Here is a 14846-nt window from a genome sequence, read left to right on the forward strand (position 1 = left end):
CTAGCCTCGCTCCATGCATGAGCTCACGCGCGAGCAGGCGCGACGCATCGCCGTTCGGGCGCAACTGCTCGCGGCCGAACGGCCGGCGGGCATCGTCGAGACGATCGACGCTCTCACGGTGGTCAACATCGAGCCGACGGCCGCGATCGCGCCGAGCGCCGACCTCATCCTGTGGTCGCGCCTCGGCTGGCCGTACCAGCCCGCCGACCTCGTGCGACTGGTCGAGGAGGACCGCGCCGTCTTCGAGTGGGGCGGCTTCTACCGCACGATGGCCGACCTGCCGCTCCTGAGACCCGAGATGGCGGTGCGTCCCCAATCGCGCGAGGCGAGGGAGTGGCTCACGGCCAATGCGGTGTTCCGGGCGGAGATCCTCGAGCGTCTTCGCGCCGACGGTCCGCTGCGCCCCGCCGAGATACCCGATACGGCACAGGTGTCGTGGCGCTCGACCGGGTGGACGAACAACCGCAACACCCTCCAGATGCTCGAGATGCTGGTGCTCCGCGGCGAGGTCGCGATCGCCGGGCGCGACTCCGCCGGGCGTCTGTTCGACATCGCCGAGCGGGTCTATCCACCGGATGCCGAGGAGATCGACGCCGCGGACGCGGCGAGGGAGCGCGCCGAGCGTCGCCTGACCTCGCTCGGGATCAGCCGCGCCAAGGGGCTCGCCCAGCCCATCGAGCCGATCGACGTCGGCACGGTGGGTGAGGAGGCCGTGGTCGAAGGGGTCGCGGGCACGTGGCGGGTCGATCCGCACGCCGTCGCCGAGCTGGACGCGTTCGCCGGTCGCACCGCGCTCCTGTCGCCGTTCGACCGTCTGGTCTTCGATCGGCGACGCCTCGAAGAGATCTTCGAGTACGAGTACCTCCTCGAGATGTACAAGCCTGCGGCGAAGCGCCGCTGGGGGTACTTCGCCCTTCCGATCCTCCACGGCGACCGGTTCGTGGGAAAGCTCGACGCGAAGGCGGACCGTAAAGCCGGAGTCCTCGCCGTTCACGCGATCCACGAGGATGTGCCGTTCGACCTCGAGACCGCTGCGGCTGTGAACCGCGAAATCCGTGACCTGGCAACCTGGCTCGGTCTCGAGACGCGAGGGGTGCCGGAAGCGTGATCAGTCGACCGAGAGCACCATTTCGTCGCCGGTGAACCGTACCGCGCCGCGCACGGCCCAGTCCTCGGCGCGATAGGTGAACGACGCGAGCTCGCCGCCGCGGGTCTGTCCGGTGGCGGTGGCGACGAGGATCCCGCCGGTGGCCTCGAAGGACGCTCCGTCGTCCGCGAGCCGGAGGGCGGGGTACTGCTCGACGCGGAACGCGATGCGCTCGAGGGAGGCGAGGTCGGCTGCCCACGGCACGCGGATGCCGCAGTTGTCGGGCACTGCTGCGGCCGGAGCCGTGCAGCCGTCGAGGTAAGCATCGAGCTGCTCCTGCGCGAGCGACGCGGCGTCGGCCGCGAGGGAGGTGTCGAGCTCCACCGTTGCGCCCGTCTCGGCCACGATCGCTCTCACCTCGCCGGCCAAGATGCCCCGGGGAGCGGCCCGGACGGTGTAGACGGCCGGGAGCAGACCCACGTCGTCGGCCGTCCCTACGAGCGCGTCGCCGATCCAGACGGAGTCGCCACCGCCGGGGGAGCCGCCGAAGGCGGTCTCGATCCGCACGACGGGAATGTCGTCGGTCAGCCGCCACTCGCCCTCCGCCTCCTCGAGTGCGAACGAGATCTTCCGCCGCTCACCGGCGATCTCCGCATCCGCGGTGACGGCCGCCCTCGCCGCGTCCTCGTCGACGCGCGCGATCCGCGGATCGACGATGTACGCGTCGGCAGACGCGAAAGCGGACCGCGTGACGTCGTCGAGCGGTGCGTCACGGAGCGACTCGATGGCGGCGGCATCGCCCTCCTCGAGGGCGCGCAGATACTCGCGTGCCGCGGCATCCACTGTCTGCGGCTGAGCGGAGGACCACCAGACCGCGGCGCCGACGACGACGGCGACGACGGCCACCGCCCCCACCACGATTCCGACGACTGCGCCGCGCTTCACAGACCAACGCTATCGGCCCGTTCGCCGGCGAGGACGTCGACCCCCGGGCGTCCGTCATGGCGCGTCGCTTCGGGGAGGACGTCGGCGAGGTCGTCGACCGCGTCGCCCCAGCTCGAGACGGAGATCCTCTCGAGCGACTGCCAGCGCGCGGCCGCACGGAGTTCGTCGGCCACGCGGGCTGCGGCATCCGCCGGCCTGCCGGGCTCCCACCACGCGGACTGGACGCGGAGGGTGGATGCCGCGCGGTCGGCCTTGAGATCGATCCGGCCGACGATGTCGTCGTCGACGAGCACCGGCAGCGAGTAGTAGCCGTATCGCCGCTTGGCCGGCGGCGTGTAGATCTCGATGCGGTAGTCGAAGTCGAAGAGCCTCTCGGCCCGCTCGCGGAACCACACGACGGGATCGAAGGGGGTGAGCAGTGCCGTGGCGTCGATGCGACGCGGGATGCGGGCGTCCCGGTGCAGCCAAGCCTTCGCAGGACGCCCCGCCGTCGTCCACCCCGCCACGCCGACGGGCTGCACCTCTCCGGCGTCGGTGAGGTCGGACAGGGCCTGAAGAACCGACGGTCGGTCGGCGATGCGCCAGTAGTCGGCGACGTCGGCGGCGGTCGCGACCCCCGAGGCGGCCATCGCGCGTCTCACGAGTTCGCGGATCGCGTCGGCGCGCGGGATGTCGGCTGTCAGCGCGTCGGCAGGGATCACGTGCTCGGCGAGGCCGTACCGTCGCTCGAAGCCCCGACGGCCGGCGATCGCGACCTCCCCGAACATCCAGAGGTACTCGAGCGCGTTCTTGACGACATCCCAGTCCCACCACGGCCCGCGTGCGCCGGTCTTGGCCTCATGCTCGATCTGCGCCGCACGGAGGGGTCCGCGATCGGCCAGCTCGGCGCGGACCTGGCCGACGACGGACCTGTGGCTGTCGTACCAGTTCCCGGGCTTGCTGCCGTACCTCGTCCGCAGGTCGCGCATGCGGAACCGGAAGAGCGCCCAGTCAGCGGCCGGGATGAAGGACGCCACGTGGGCCCAGTACTCGACGTAGGAGGGACGGCGGGCGAAGAGCAGCCGATCGAGGGCATCGGTGTCGTACGGGCCCAGGCGGGAGAAGAGGGGCATGTAGTGCGACCGTGCGAAGACGTTCACCGAGTCGATCTGCAGCGTCCCCATGCGCGCGAGGACGAGGTTGAGCTGCCGGGTGCCGGGGTCTGCCGGCCGCGGACGCGCGAACCCCTGGGCCGCGAGGGCGATGCGACGTGCCTCTCCGGCACTCAGGGAAGACCTCACGCGCGCCAGCCTAACGAGCCGTTCCGACACCGCCGTCCCGGCTCCCGCACGCCGTCAGACGCATGAACGGCGGGGCATGCGGCGCGCCTAGACTGGCCGAATGACCGGCCACGACGACAAGCCCCGCGGCTCGGTGTTCGACGCCCTCCGCGACCGCAGCAGGGTCGTCTCCACCGAGCTGTCCGCGAGCGTGCCCCGCGGTCTGCGGATAGCCACCGCCTACTCCTGGCGGTTCCTCGTCGTCGCCGCCGCGATCGGCGTCGGCATCTGGCTCGTCATCCAGCTCAAGCTGCTCGTCATCCCTCTGCTCATCGCCATCCTGCTCACCGCGCTGCTGTGGCCCGTGTTCAGCTGGATGCTGCGGCACCGCGTGCCGCGATGGCTCGCGATCGTGATCGCCGTGGCCGGGACCCTCGCGATCGTCTCCGGGCTGCTGTGGCTCGTCGCCTGGCAGGTCGCCCGCGAGTGGCCGTCCGTGCAGTCCAGCACCGTCGAGGCCGTGGAGCGCTTCCGGGCATACCTCATCGACGGCCCGCTCCACCTGACCGCGACCCAGATCGACGACCTTCTCGCTCAGGGGTGGGCGTTCCTGCAGGAGCAGGCCGAACTGCTGTGGTCGGGGGCGCTCGCGATCGGGTCGACCGTCGGGCACGTCCTGACCGGCGGCATCCTGGCGTTCTTCATCCTGCTGTGCCTCCTCGCCGACGGTGCGGGGATCTGGCGGTGGACCCTCCGGCTCTTCCCCAAGAAGGCCCGCGCCGCCGCCGACGGCGCCGGACGCGCGGGGTGGGTGACCGTGGTCAACTACGCCCGCACGCAGATGCTGGTCGCGTCCATCGACGCGGTCGGAATCGGCCTGGGCGCGTTCCTGCTCGGCGTGCCGCTCGCCATCCCCGTCGCGGTGCTGGTCTTCCTCGGCGCCTTCGTGCCCATCGTCGGTGCCGTCGTCACCGGAGCGATCGCCGTCTTCCTCGCCCTCGTCTACAACGGGCCCTGGATCGCCCTCGCGATGCTCGCGGTGGTCCTCGGCGTGCAACAGCTCGAGGGCCACGTCCTGCAGCCGTTGCTCATGGGATCCGCCGTCAAGGTCCACCCGCTCGCGGTCGTGCTCGTCGTCGCGGGCGGCGCGATGATCGCCGGCATCCCGGGCGCGCTTTTCGCCGTCCCGCTGGCCGCCTTCGTCAATGTCGTGGCCGTCTACCTGGGCGAACGCGCGTGGGAGACCGGGCGCAGACCGACCGGCGACCTGATCTGGAGCACCGTTCCGCGCCCGAGGAGACTCCGCCCATGACCACGACCTCGCCCATCGCACAGCCCGCGGCGCCTCCCACCCTCCGCGACTTCGAGGATGCCGCCGCCGTCCTCGAGGGCACGATCACGCACACGCCGCTCGACGAGTCCCTCCACCTGACCGAGCTGCTCGGCGTGCCCGTGCACCTCAAGCTCGAGAACCTGCAGCGGACGGGCTCGTTCAAGATCCGCGGAGCGACCTACCGGCTCTCCCGCCTCACGGCCGAGGAGCGATCCCGCGGCGTCGTCGCCGCATCCGCCGGCAATCACGCGCAGGGTGTGGCGCTCGCCGCGCAGTCGCTCGGCATCCCCGCAACCATCTTCATGCCGCTGGGCGTTCCCGTCCCCAAGCTGCTGGCCACGCGGGGCTACGGCGCCGACGTCGTGCTGGAGGGCGCGACCGTCGAGACGCCGCTGCGTCTGGCCGCCGAGTTCGCCGAGCGGACCGGCGCGGTGTTCATCCACCCGTTCGACCATCCGGACGTCATCGCGGGGCAGGGAACTCTCGGCCTCGAGCTGATGGACGACCTGCCGGACCTCGACACGATCGTGCTGGGCATCGGCGGCGGCGGACTGATCGCGGGCGTCGCGGCCGCCGTGAAGGCCCGCGCGGCCGCGGAAGGTCGCACCGTGCGGGTGATCGGGGTTCAGGCCGAGAACTCGGCGGCCTACCCGTCGTCGCTCCGCGCGGGGCATCCGCTCGAGGTCGCCACGCGCCCGACGATCGCCGACGGCATCGCCGTGGCGCGCCCGGGAGACCTGCCGTTCTCGATCATCAAGGATCTCGTCGACGACGTCGTCACAGTGAGCGAGGACGACATCGCCCGCGCGCTCCTCGTGCTGCTCGAAAGGGCCAAGCAGGTGGTCGAGCCGGCCGGCGCGGTCGGGGTCGCCGCGATCCTCGCAGGCAAGGTGGAGGCATCCGGCCCCACCGTCAGCGTCCTGTCCGGCGGCAACATCGACCCACTCCTGCTGCAGCGTGTGGTCGCGCACGGGCTCGCGGCATCCGGGCGCTACATGACCCTCCAGATCCCCCTGCCCGACCGGCCCGGGCAGCTCGCCCGGGTGTCGGAGCTCCTCGCGCAGGCGGGAGCCAACGTGATCGAGGTGCTGCACACGCGCCACGGCCAGGGACTGCAGATCAGTGAGGTGATCCTGCAGCTGAGCGTCGAGACCCGAGGGGAGGAGCACCGCGCCCACGTCATCTCGGTGCTCGAGCAGGCGGGCTACGTTCCCACGGTCAGGCCGGACTGAGCGCTCGCCGGCTCATGACCTGCCGCTGGTCACTGGCCGGTGTAGGTCTCCACCTTGACGATCTCGACGGTGATCTCGCGACCGTTCGGCGCCGTATACGAGGTGGTCTCGCCCTCCTTGCGGCCGAGGATCGCCGCACCCAGCGGGGAGGCCTCGCTGTACACGTCGAGCTCGGACCCGACGGCGATCTCGCGGTTGCCGAGAAGGAACACCTCTTCGCCACCGGCGACGACGGCCGTGATCACGGTCCCCGGTTCCACGACTCCCGTCGACTCGGGCGCCTCCGACACGGTCGCCGTCTTCAGCAGGTGCTGCAGAGTGCGGATGCGGGCCTCCTGCTTGCCCTGCTCGTCTTTGGCGGCGTGGTAGCCGCCATTCTCTTTCAGGTCGCCCTCCTCGCGCGCGGCCTCGATGCGCTTGGCGATCTCCTCGCGGCCCGTGGTCGAGAGGTGCTCGAGTTCGGCGGCGAGACGGTCGTAGGCCTCCTGCGTGAGGAAGGTCACGGGGGCATCGTTCGACACGGCTGACTCCTTCGGTCTGCGGGGACGGTCGATAAACCGAACGCCCCGGCTCGCGGCCAGGGCGTGGGTGAACTGCAGTCGGGCCAGACTACGTCACCCAGCAGGAGTTGACAAAACCGGTCGTGGCGGGCGCGGTCGTGGGAATCGTCTCGCTGACGGCCCTCGTGTGCTCGTCCGAGGCGGGCAATTCGACGACCCGCCATCCCACGACGCCGTGCTCCTCGTCCTGGGCCTCGATCGCGCACGCGACCGGGCGTCCGACCGGTGCGGTGAACTGGAAGCGGAGGTTCACGGAGTGGTCGTCGACGACCTCGAACCCCGTGGTGTCCACGTCGACCGCGTTCGCCGCGTTCTGCGCCGTGGTCCACGCGAGGAAGCCCACGACGACCGCGGCGACCGCGATGCCCGCGCCGATCGCCCAGCGTCGCCGCGGTGAGCGCGTGCGCCCGTAGCGGTCGTCGAGCATGTCCTGTGTCGTCATCGTCGCCCCGTCGGAAGATTAGGCTGGACCTCCAGGCTATGCGCTCCGGGGCGCGGTCGACGCCAGGCCGCCGACCCGTCCGGAGCAGAACGAGGACCACCCATGCACGATGCGCTCGTCGCCGTCGCGCGCGCGGCGACGACTGTGACGCCCAGCCCGACGCCGTCCCTGCCCGATCCCGACACGGTCACCCCCGGTGTGGTCGGCTTCGTCGCCATCGCACTGGTGGCGCTCGCCGTGATCTTCCTCGTGTGGGACATGAACCGCCGCATCCGCCGCGGACGCGTTCGCGCCGACATCAACGAGCAGCTCGACGCGGAAGCGGAGGCGGCGCGAGCCGTCGAGGCGACCGAGACCGATGACGCCTCGGCTGCCGCGGGCGACTCGGCCCCCGAGGCAGGCGGCCCCGCGCCGGACGACGCGGGCGGACGCGAACCGCGCGCGTGAACCGCCCTGCTCAGCCGGGGAGGCCGAGCGACGGCGAGAACGGCTGGAGGGCGATGATGAGGCACGCCGTCCAATGGCACAGGAACGCCAGGACCGTGCACACGTGGAAGATCTCGTGGAAGCCGAAGTGGCCCGGCCACGGGTTCGGCCGCTTGAGGGCGTAGATGACCGCGCCGACCGTGTAGAGCACGCCGCCGACCGCGATGAGGATCATCATCGACACGCTGGCGCGCAGCAGGTCGGGCAGGTACATGACCGCCGCCCACCCGAGCGCGAGGTAGAGCGCGACATACAGCCAGCGGGGTGCGTGGAGCCAGAAGACGCGGAACAGGATGCCGAGCAGCGCGCCCGTCCATACGACGATCAGCAGGATCGCCCCCTGCTCGGGCGGCAGGGCGAGCACGGCGACGGGGGTGTACGTGCCGGCGATGAGGAGCAGGATGTTGGCGTGGTCGATCCGCTTGAGCACCGCCCGGGTCGTCGGACCCCAGTTGAAGCGGTGGTACAGCGCCGAGTTGCCGAAGAGCAGGAGCGAGGTCGCCATGAAGACCGCCGACGCCCACTTGGCAGGGGCACCCTGGGCCAACACGATGAGGACGATCCCCGCGGCGATCGCGACGGGGAAGGTCGCCGCGTGGATCCACCCGCGCCACGTCGGTTTGAGCTCGGGCGCCGCGGCGTCGACGGCGGCGGCATCCAGGAGCGGGAGGACCGGGACGTCGGGACCTCGGCGGAAGCGGCTGCGGCTCATTTCTCAAGGGTAGGCCCCGCGGCATGCCCCGAGCGGCACATACCGAGTCCCGCGATCGATGAGACCCGGTGTCACCTTGGGGGAGGGGTCGTGCGAGGGGTACCTTTGGACCGTGGCGCGCGCGTGGTCGAACGAGGGCAGGGGACCCCTCTACCGGCTCTACATCAATCGGCTCCGGCGGCGCCTCGAGCGCGAGGCCGTGCCGCGCCATGTCGCGATGATGATCGACGGCAACCGCCGCTGGGCCAAGCAGCTCGGCTACGATTCCGCCGCGCACGGACACCGGGCGGGCGCCGCGAAGATGCGCGACTTCCTCGAGTGGTGCGACGACGTCGGAGTGAAAGTCGTCTCCCTGTACCTGCTGTCGACCGACAATCTTCGCAAGCGGGATTCGCGAGAGCTGTCGGACCTCATCGAGATCATCGCCGAACTGGCGCACGAGCTCTCCCACGAACGCGACTGGCGCGTGCAGCACGTCGGACGCGCCGATCTCCTGCCTCCCGATCTCGCCCGCGTGCTCGCCGAAGCCGAGACCCGGACGAAGGGGAACACCGGGCTGCACGTCAATCTCGCCGTCGGCTACGGCGGTCGCAGCGAGATCGTCGACGCGGTCCGCAGCATCATCGCCCAGCACGACGGAGAGGGCGGCTCGCTCGAAGAGCTCGCCGCGAGCCTCACGCCGGAGCAGATCGGCGAGCATCTGTACACCGGCGGGCAGCCCGACCCCGACCTGGTCATCCGCACGTCGGGCGAGCAGCGCCTGAGCGACTTCCTCCTGTGGCAGTCGGCGCACTCCGAGTTCTACTTCGTCGAGGCACTCGGGCCGGATCTTCGCGAAGTGGACTTCCTCCGCGCGATCCGCGACTTCACCACGCGGGACCGCCGCTACGGGAGCTGACGGGCACCTCCGCGCACGACCCGTCCGTGCCAGAATGTCCGGGTGACGGATCTGGACCCCTTCCTGGCGTCGTTCGACGGGGAGCCGGGGTATCTCGACTGGGCGGCGTTCGGTCCGCTCTCGCCCGCCGTGCGCGCCGAGTCGCACGCCGACGCCGAGCTGCTCGGCTCGGGTCGGCGCAGCAGCATCGAGCTCGTCGACGTCCACGTGAAAGAGGCACGCGAGCTCATCGCCGGTCTGATCGGTGCCGACGCCGCCCAGGTGGTGCTCCAGCCGTCGACGACCTACGGACTCATGCAGGCGATCTACGGACTGGCGGGAGGGCTCGTGCTGGCGCGGGGGGAGTTCCCCAGCCTGACGGTCGCCGCATCACGTGCGGCGGCCGCGCTCGGCTCGATCGATCTCCAGTGGATCGAGCCCGAGGCCGGCTTCGTCACCCCCGACGCGATCCGCGACGTCCTCACCGACGACACCCGCGCGGTCGCGGTGAGTCTGGTGGACTTCCGGACCGGGTATCGCGCCGATCTCGGTGCGATCCGCGACGTCATCGGCGACCGGCTCCTCATCGTCGACGCCATCCAGGGCTTCGGCACGATGGAGGCCGACTACACGGCGGCCGACGTGGTGTGCGGCAACGGGTACAAGTGGCTGCGCGCCGGCCGGGGGACAGGATTCGCGTGGTACGGGGACCGGGCCCTCGAGCGCCTCGCACCCGTGCTCTCGGGCTACCGCGGCACGGAGGCGGGGCTGCCCCTCGACGAGGTGCCCCCGCCCGCGGCATCCGCCGACGCCTTCACGGTGAGCGGCATCGACACGCTCGCCGCGGCACGGCTCGCGACCGCGCTGCGGGAGGTGGCGGATGCCGGGGTCGGCGCGATCGAGGCGGAGCTGGCCGCGCGCACCGGCGACGTGATGTACTTCGCCGATCGCTACGACGTTCCCGTCGTCACACCCCGTGAGCCGGAGCGGCGCGGGGGGATCGTCGCGCTCGCGCCTGCGCCGTCGGACGCCGGCCCGCTCGCCGCTTCGCTCGCCAACCACGGCCTCACGGTCACCGTCCGCTCCGGCCTCGTGCGCGTCGCCCCGCACGTGGGGACGGGAGCGGACACGCTGCGCCTGTTCGGCGACGCGCTCGCCGCGTTCTCGTCGGCGCGGGTCTGGTGAGCGGGATGCCTCAGCCGAGGCATCCGCAAAGTTAACCTGCGCGACACGATCCCGCGCGTGTCGTGCCCGCCCGATGTCCGCGGTGCGACGTACGTTCATCACATCGGGCAAGGCGCCCGTTCGAGTCGGCCGTTCGGACCACGACTCGTGACCCAGGTCGACTCGTGACTGCCGGGTTCTCCACCCGGGGCGGGAGTGGGTTGTGACCACACGAGCACCACAGAAGCAGCACGGTCAGCGCATCGAGCAGACGGACGATCTCGACACGGATCTCCGCACGTACGTTCTCGACACGTCGGTGCTGCTGAGCGATCCGCGGGCGTTCTTCCGCTTCGCCGAGCACAACGTCGTGATCCCCGTCGTGGTGATCACAGAGCTCGAGGGCAAGCGTCACGACCCCGAGATCGGCTACTTCGCCCGCCAGGCGCTGCGACACCTCGACGAGCTGCGGGTCGAGCACGGTCGTCTCGACTTCCCGGTCCCCGTCGGCGCGGGCGGAACGCTGCGCGTCGAGCTGAACAACACCGATGCGAGCGTGCTGCCCTCGGGCATGCGTCTGGGCGACAACGACAGCCGCATCCTCGCCGTGGCGATGCACCTGGCCTCGGAGGGCCAGGAGGTCACCGTGGTCTCGAAGGATCTGCCGATGCGCGTCAAGGCCGCGTCGCTGGGCGTCATCGCCGAGGAGTACCTCGCTGAGCAGGCGGTCGACTCGGGGTGGACCGGCATCGCCACGATCGACGTCTCGGGCGACGACATCTCCGACCTCTACGAGAGCGAGGTCGCCGCGAGCGACGACGTGCGCGGCCTGCCGGTCAACACCGGGCTCATCATCCACTCGGAGCGCGGATCCGCGCTCGGCCGCGTGACCGGCGAGGGGTCCTTCAAGCTCGTGCGGGGCGACCGCGAGGTCTTCGGCCTCCACGGACGCTCGGCGGAGCAGCGCATCGCGATCGACCTCCTGCTCGACCCCGAGGTCGGCATCGTCTCCCTCGGCGGTCGCGCCGGGACCGGCAAGTCGGCGCTGGCCCTCTGCGCGGGCCTCGAGGCGGTGCTCGAGCGTCAGCAGCAGCGCAAGATCATCGTGTTCCGGCCGCTGTTCGCCGTCGGCGGGCAGGAGCTGGGGTACCTCCCGGGCGACCAGGCCGAGAAGATGAACCCGTGGGGCCAGGCCGTCTTCGACACGCTCGGTTCGGTGGTCTCGTCCAACGTCCTCGAAGAGGTCGTGGAGCGCGGTCTCCTCGAGGTCATGCCGCTCACCCACATTCGGGGGAGGTCGCTGCACGACGCCTTCGTGATCGTCGACGAGGCGCAGTCGCTCGAGCGCAACGTGCTGCTGACGGTTCTGAGCCGCATGGGTCAGAACTCGCGGGTCGTCCTCACCCACGACGTCGGCCAGCGCGACAACCTCCGGGTCGGGCGCCACGACGGCGTCGCCTCCGTGATCGAGACGCTCAAGGGCCACGGCCTGTTCGGGCACGTCACGCTGACGCGGTCCGAGCGTTCGGCGATCGCGGCACTCGTGACGGATCTGCTCGAGGCGGGCGAGCTGGCCTGACGGCTTCGCAGAGGGGTCGGGATGCCGCATCCCGGCCCCTCTGCCGTTGCGCGGCGCGTGATGCCGAGCCCTTTCGCATGAGGAAAGTCTCACGCCCACACGTCGAGGGGCCACGCGGGGTCTGTCACCATGGAAAGGGTGCCCTTTCCCGGCACTGGGGCACGGGAGGCTGAGTGTGGAGAGTCGTACGCGACTGGCGATCGGTGGCATGGCCACGGTCGCAGCGAGCGTTGCGGTCATCTGCGTGGTCGCGCTGACGAACTCGCAGGCTCTTGCCGAATCGGCCGGAGCGCCGGTCGGTGCGGCGCCCGTGGTCGTGCCCGCAGGGGGTGCGTCCGCAGACGGAGCAGCCGCAGATCCCGCACCGGTGCCCACTCCCACGCCGACCTCTCCGGCGCAGCCGTCGCCGTCTGCCGCGCCACAGGAGCCGACGACGCCCGACCCCGTTGCGCCGCAGACCTCCCCCGCTGAGATCGTGCCGGCGCCGGATGCGCAGGTCGTGACGCCGGCTGAGCCTGCTCCGGCCCTTCCGCAGCCCTCGTCGCCCGCAGGCCCCTCGACGAAGGAGGAGGCCGTCGAGCGGGCCATGAAGTCGGGTTCATGGGAGCTCGTTCGGGCCTGGGCCGAGCGCGAGGGATGGAGTGCGGACCGCATCGACGCGTTCGTCGCCCGCCTGGAGCGCGCGCTGAACGAGCGGCTCCAGAACGACGCCGGCACGGACGCCGACCGCCTGCAGACCCGCAACGATGCCGATTCGGATGCCGACGCGGTTTCGGTGCAGCCCAAGGACCGCCCCGCGCCTGCGGGAGCGAGCGCCGACCAGTCGTCGAAGACGCCCGGAATCGGCGAGAAGAAGGACCGCTCGCGCCACTCCCCTTGGCGCGATCGATAGCGGCCGGATCCCCCAGTCCGGTCTTCCCAGCCCCCGGCGTCCCCCAGCGCCGGGGGTTTCTTCTCGCGCTCCGAGCTCACTCCCAGCGGTAGCCGGCTCCGCGGACGGTGATGATGTGATCCGACCCGAGCTTGCCGCGGAGATAGCGGACGTAGACGTCCACCACATTCGAGCCGGGGTCGAAGTCCAGGCCCCACACCCGGCTGAGGAGCTGCTCTCGACTGAGCACGCGACCCGGATTGCGCAGGAACTGCTCGGCCAGCGCGAACTCGCGTGCGGACAGATCGATCTCGCGTCCGTCCACGGTTGCCCGGCGCGCAAGGATGTCGAGCACGACGTCGCCGTGGGTCACCGATACGCCGAGCTGAGACGTCGTCTCGCGCAGGCGCGAGCGCACGCGAGCGAGCAGCTCCTCGAACGTGAACGGCTTGGGCACGTAGTCGTTGGCTCCGGCATCCAGGCCTTCGACGGTGTCGCGCGTGCTGGAACGCGCGGTCAGCATGATCACCGGGACGACCGATCCCTGGGCGCGCAGTTCGCGCAGCACCTCGAAGCCGTCCATCGTCGGCAGGCCGACGTCCAGGAGGACCAGGTCGGCGTCGCCCCGCAGGGCCGTCGCGAGGGCCTCGGCACCGTCCTCGACGACCATCGTGTCGTAGCCGGCAGACTCGAGGCCGCGGCTGACGAACGCGGCGATGCGGGGCTCGTCCTCGACGATCAGGATCCTGGTCATGACGCTGTCTCCCGCTGAAGGACGTCGCCCGCCCGGACCGGAGCGGGCAGCTCGGCGGCGGTGGGGGGCAGGTGGATCGTGAACGTGGCTCCGCCGCCCGGGGTGTCGGTGACGACGCAGTTCCCCGAGTGACCCTTCATGATCGCATCGACGATCGCCAGGCCCAAACCGGACCCGCCGACCGTGCGCTTGCCCGACGCGCGGTCGAATCGGCGGAAGATCCGGTGACGCGCGGCAGGCGGGATGCCGGGGCCGTGGTCGCGCACCCACAGATGGGCGCCGTCGCCGTCGACGGCGCTGCCGATTTCGATCGGCGAGCCTTCGGGTGTGTACTTCGCGGCGTTGTCGGCGAGCTGGAGCCACGCCTGCAGCAGACGGTCCTGGTCACCGCGCACGACGCCGTCGGCCGTCGCCACCACCTTCCAGTCGTGCTCGGGGATGACGGCGACGAGTTCGCCGACGCGCGCCGTGAGCGCGGAGAGATCGACGTCCCCCATCGAGTAGGAGTCGCCTTCGGCGGCGGCGAGCAGGTCGATGTCCTCCACCAGGCGGGCCAGGCGATCGAGTTCGGCGATGCCGATCTCGCGCGTGGACGCGGCGTCGCCCGGGTCGGCGGGGTCCATGAGCTCGAGGTGCCCGCGCACGATCGTGATCGGGGTCTTGAGCTCGTGGCGGACGTCGTCCAGGAGCTGACGCTGCACGTCGACCGAGCCCTCGATGCGATCGAGCATCGAGTTGACCGTCCGCGAGAGGTCGGAGATGTCATCGTTGCCCGCGGTCGACAGGCGCGGGGAGAGGTCTGTGATGGAGATGGCATCCGCGGTCTCGCGCATCTGGCGGATCGGGGACAGCAGTCGGCCGGTCACGAACCAGCCGACCACGCCGATCGCGGCCAGCACCGCGACCGCGGCGATCATGTACGTGGCCATCGCCGCCGTGACGGGCTCGAGCTCGGCCGCGATGTTGACCGCGCGGATGTAGACCCCGCGCCGGTCGTCGCCCTGCATCGTCACGGGCACCGCGATGTAACGCAGCGATCCCTCGTCGGTCGTGATGGTCCCGCGCGTCGTCTCGTCGGCCGAGGTCTCCTCGACCGCACGCGCGATGAAGTCGGAGTCGTCGGAGATGTCGAATCCCGACAGAGTGCCGGGCCGGAAGCGCGGAATGCCGTCGATGACCGCGACCGTGCCCTCGTTGCGCGCCGGGACGAACGTGGCGATGGCCGCGCGGAGGAAGTCGTCGAGCGTCGTGAAGTCCCGCACGTCGACCACCTCGCTCGCGGTGGTCGGTCCGGTGGGGGAGTCGGACGTGCCGTCGTCGGCGGCCGCTGACGAGGGATCGGCGAAGGTGCGGAGTCCGTCCACCTGCGCGTCGAGTCGGTGGTCCACTTCGACGATCACGCGCTCGCGCTGCACGAGGAAGGTCACACTGCCCACGATCGCCAGGCCCACGCAGGCCACGGCGAGGATCGCGGCCAGGATCCTGACGCGCGCGGGTATCGGGCGGGGTGACGGTCGTGCCACTCTGCGATTATCCCGCCCCGCC

General features: G+C 70.9%; 15 protein-coding genes. 8 read left to right on the forward strand and 7 right to left on the reverse strand.

All coding sequences use genetic code 11. The features are described 5' to 3' along the window. Window positions 1–13 precede the first annotated feature (13 nt). Window positions 14–1108: a DNA glycosylase AlkZ-like family protein gene (locus tag ACFQ0P_RS12110; RefSeq protein ID WP_204978936.1), complete on the forward strand. Its 1095-nt coding sequence runs from the start codon at window positions 14–16 to the stop codon at window positions 1106–1108. Here ACFQ0P_RS12110 and ACFQ0P_RS12115 read toward each other — a convergent pair whose 3' ends face one another. Together ACFQ0P_RS12115 and ACFQ0P_RS12120 are read right to left on the reverse strand one after the other, a co-directional pair. Then, entirely contained in the window at window positions 1109–2032 is a 924-nt protein-coding gene (locus ACFQ0P_RS12115) for a hypothetical protein (RefSeq protein ID WP_204978937.1), read from the reverse strand. Next, a complete protein-coding gene (locus ACFQ0P_RS12120; protein WP_204978938.1) occupies window positions 2029–3312 on the reverse strand; it encodes a winged helix-turn-helix domain-containing protein in 1284 nt (427 codons plus the stop codon). Before ACFQ0P_RS12120 ends, ACFQ0P_RS12115 begins: the two co-directional genes overlap by 4 nt. Before the next feature lie 100 nt (window positions 3313–3412). Between ACFQ0P_RS12120 and ACFQ0P_RS12125 the strand changes: the two genes are divergently transcribed. Beyond that, entirely contained in the window at window positions 3413–4603 is a 1191-nt protein-coding gene (locus ACFQ0P_RS12125; RefSeq protein WP_204978939.1) for an AI-2E family transporter, read from the forward strand. Then, complete coding sequence (ilvA, locus tag ACFQ0P_RS12130) at window positions 4600–5856, forward strand: threonine ammonia-lyase (RefSeq protein ID WP_204978940.1); 1257 nt, start codon at window positions 4600–4602, stop codon at window positions 5854–5856. The genes ACFQ0P_RS12125 and ilvA overlap by 4 nt, the downstream gene beginning before the upstream one ends. Before the next feature lie 29 nt (window positions 5857–5885). On the opposite strand, the gene greA is transcribed toward ilvA, so the two are convergent. Together greA and ACFQ0P_RS12140 are read right to left on the reverse strand one after the other, a co-directional pair. After that, window positions 5886–6377: a transcription elongation factor GreA gene (gene greA, locus ACFQ0P_RS12135; RefSeq protein WP_204978941.1), complete on the reverse strand. Its 492-nt coding sequence runs from the start codon at window positions 6375–6377 to the stop codon at window positions 5886–5888. Window positions 6378–6465: 88 nt separating this feature from the next. After that, window positions 6466–6858, reverse strand: a complete 393-nt coding sequence (locus tag ACFQ0P_RS12140) for a DUF4307 domain-containing protein (protein WP_204978942.1) — start codon at window positions 6856–6858, stop codon at window positions 6466–6468. Window positions 6859–6960: 102 nt separating this feature from the next. Between ACFQ0P_RS12140 and ACFQ0P_RS12145 the strand changes: the two genes are divergently transcribed. Next, window positions 6961–7305, forward strand: coding sequence for a hypothetical protein (locus ACFQ0P_RS12145; protein WP_204978943.1), 345 nt, complete (start codon window positions 6961–6963; stop codon window positions 7303–7305). Between the two features lie 10 nt (window positions 7306–7315). Here ACFQ0P_RS12145 and trhA read toward each other — a convergent pair whose 3' ends face one another. After that, window positions 7316–8056 carry a PAQR family membrane homeostasis protein TrhA gene (gene trhA, locus ACFQ0P_RS12150; protein ID WP_204978944.1) on the reverse strand — a complete coding sequence of 247 codons (741 nt, stop codon included), beginning with the start codon at window positions 8054–8056 and terminating at the stop codon, window positions 7316–7318. A gap of 112 nt (window positions 8057–8168) precedes the next feature. Here trhA and ACFQ0P_RS12155 point away from each other — a divergent pair, with 112 nt between their 5' ends. The 4 genes from ACFQ0P_RS12155 (at window position 8169) to ACFQ0P_RS12170 (ending at window position 12568) form a co-directional block, all read left to right on the forward strand. Continuing rightward, window positions 8169–8954: an isoprenyl transferase gene (locus tag ACFQ0P_RS12155; RefSeq protein WP_378772281.1), complete on the forward strand. Its 786-nt coding sequence runs from the start codon at window positions 8169–8171 to the stop codon at window positions 8952–8954. A gap of 42 nt (window positions 8955–8996) precedes the next feature. Continuing rightward, the gene (locus tag ACFQ0P_RS12160; RefSeq protein ID WP_204978946.1) at window positions 8997–10118 is read left to right on the forward strand and encodes an aminotransferase class V-fold PLP-dependent enzyme; all 1122 of its coding nucleotides are present in this window, start codon (window positions 8997–8999) and stop codon (window positions 10116–10118) included. Window positions 10119–10320: 202 nt separating this feature from the next. After that, window positions 10321–11676: a PhoH family protein gene (locus ACFQ0P_RS12165; RefSeq protein ID WP_204978947.1), complete on the forward strand. Its 1356-nt coding sequence runs from the start codon at window positions 10321–10323 to the stop codon at window positions 11674–11676. 208 nt (window positions 11677–11884) lie between these two features. After that, window positions 11885–12568, forward strand: coding sequence for a hypothetical protein (locus ACFQ0P_RS12170; RefSeq protein WP_204978948.1), 684 nt, complete (start codon window positions 11885–11887; stop codon window positions 12566–12568). A 76-nt stretch (window positions 12569–12644) separates the two neighbouring features. Here ACFQ0P_RS12170 and ACFQ0P_RS12175 read toward each other — a convergent pair whose 3' ends face one another. Continuing rightward, window positions 12645–13301 carry a response regulator transcription factor gene (locus ACFQ0P_RS12175; RefSeq protein ID WP_204978949.1) on the reverse strand — a complete coding sequence of 219 codons (657 nt, stop codon included), beginning with the start codon at window positions 13299–13301 and terminating at the stop codon, window positions 12645–12647. Then, complete coding sequence (locus tag ACFQ0P_RS12180; protein ID WP_204978950.1) at window positions 13298–14824, reverse strand: sensor histidine kinase; 1527 nt, start codon at window positions 14822–14824, stop codon at window positions 13298–13300. The genes ACFQ0P_RS12175 and ACFQ0P_RS12180 overlap by 4 nt, the downstream gene beginning before the upstream one ends. Between the last annotated feature and the right edge of the window lie 22 nt (window positions 14825–14846).

Origin of the sequence: Microbacterium insulae, assembly GCF_042677065.1 — a bacterium.
Lineage (GTDB): Bacteria > Actinomycetota > Actinomycetes > Actinomycetales > Microbacteriaceae > Microbacterium > Microbacterium insulae.

What these genes read in the sequence shown, in the direction of transcription:
- ACFQ0P_RS12110 (WP_204978936.1), top strand. Translation starts at nt 14, where the DNA reads ATGCATGAGCTCACGCGCGAGCAGGCGCGACGCATCGCCGTTCGGGCG.
- ACFQ0P_RS12125 (WP_204978939.1), top strand. Translation starts at nt 3,413, where the DNA reads ATGACCGGCCACGACGACAAGCCCCGCGGCTCGGTGTTCGACGCCCTC.
- ilvA (WP_204978940.1), top strand. Translation starts at nt 4,600, where the DNA reads ATGACCACGACCTCGCCCATCGCACAGCCCGCGGCGCCTCCCACCCTC.
- ACFQ0P_RS12140 (WP_204978942.1), bottom strand. Translation starts at nt 6,858, where the DNA reads ATGACGACACAGGACATGCTCGACGACCGCTACGGGCGCACGCGCTCA.
- ACFQ0P_RS12145 (WP_204978943.1), top strand. Translation starts at nt 6,961, where the DNA reads ATGCACGATGCGCTCGTCGCCGTCGCGCGCGCGGCGACGACTGTGACG.
- trhA (WP_204978944.1), bottom strand. Translation starts at nt 8,056, where the DNA reads ATGAGCCGCAGCCGCTTCCGCCGAGGTCCCGACGTCCCGGTCCTCCCG.
- ACFQ0P_RS12170 (WP_204978948.1), top strand. Translation starts at nt 11,885, where the DNA reads ATGGCCACGGTCGCAGCGAGCGTTGCGGTCATCTGCGTGGTCGCGCTG.
- ACFQ0P_RS12175 (WP_204978949.1), bottom strand. Translation starts at nt 13,301, where the DNA reads ATGACCAGGATCCTGATCGTCGAGGACGAGCCCCGCATCGCCGCGTTC.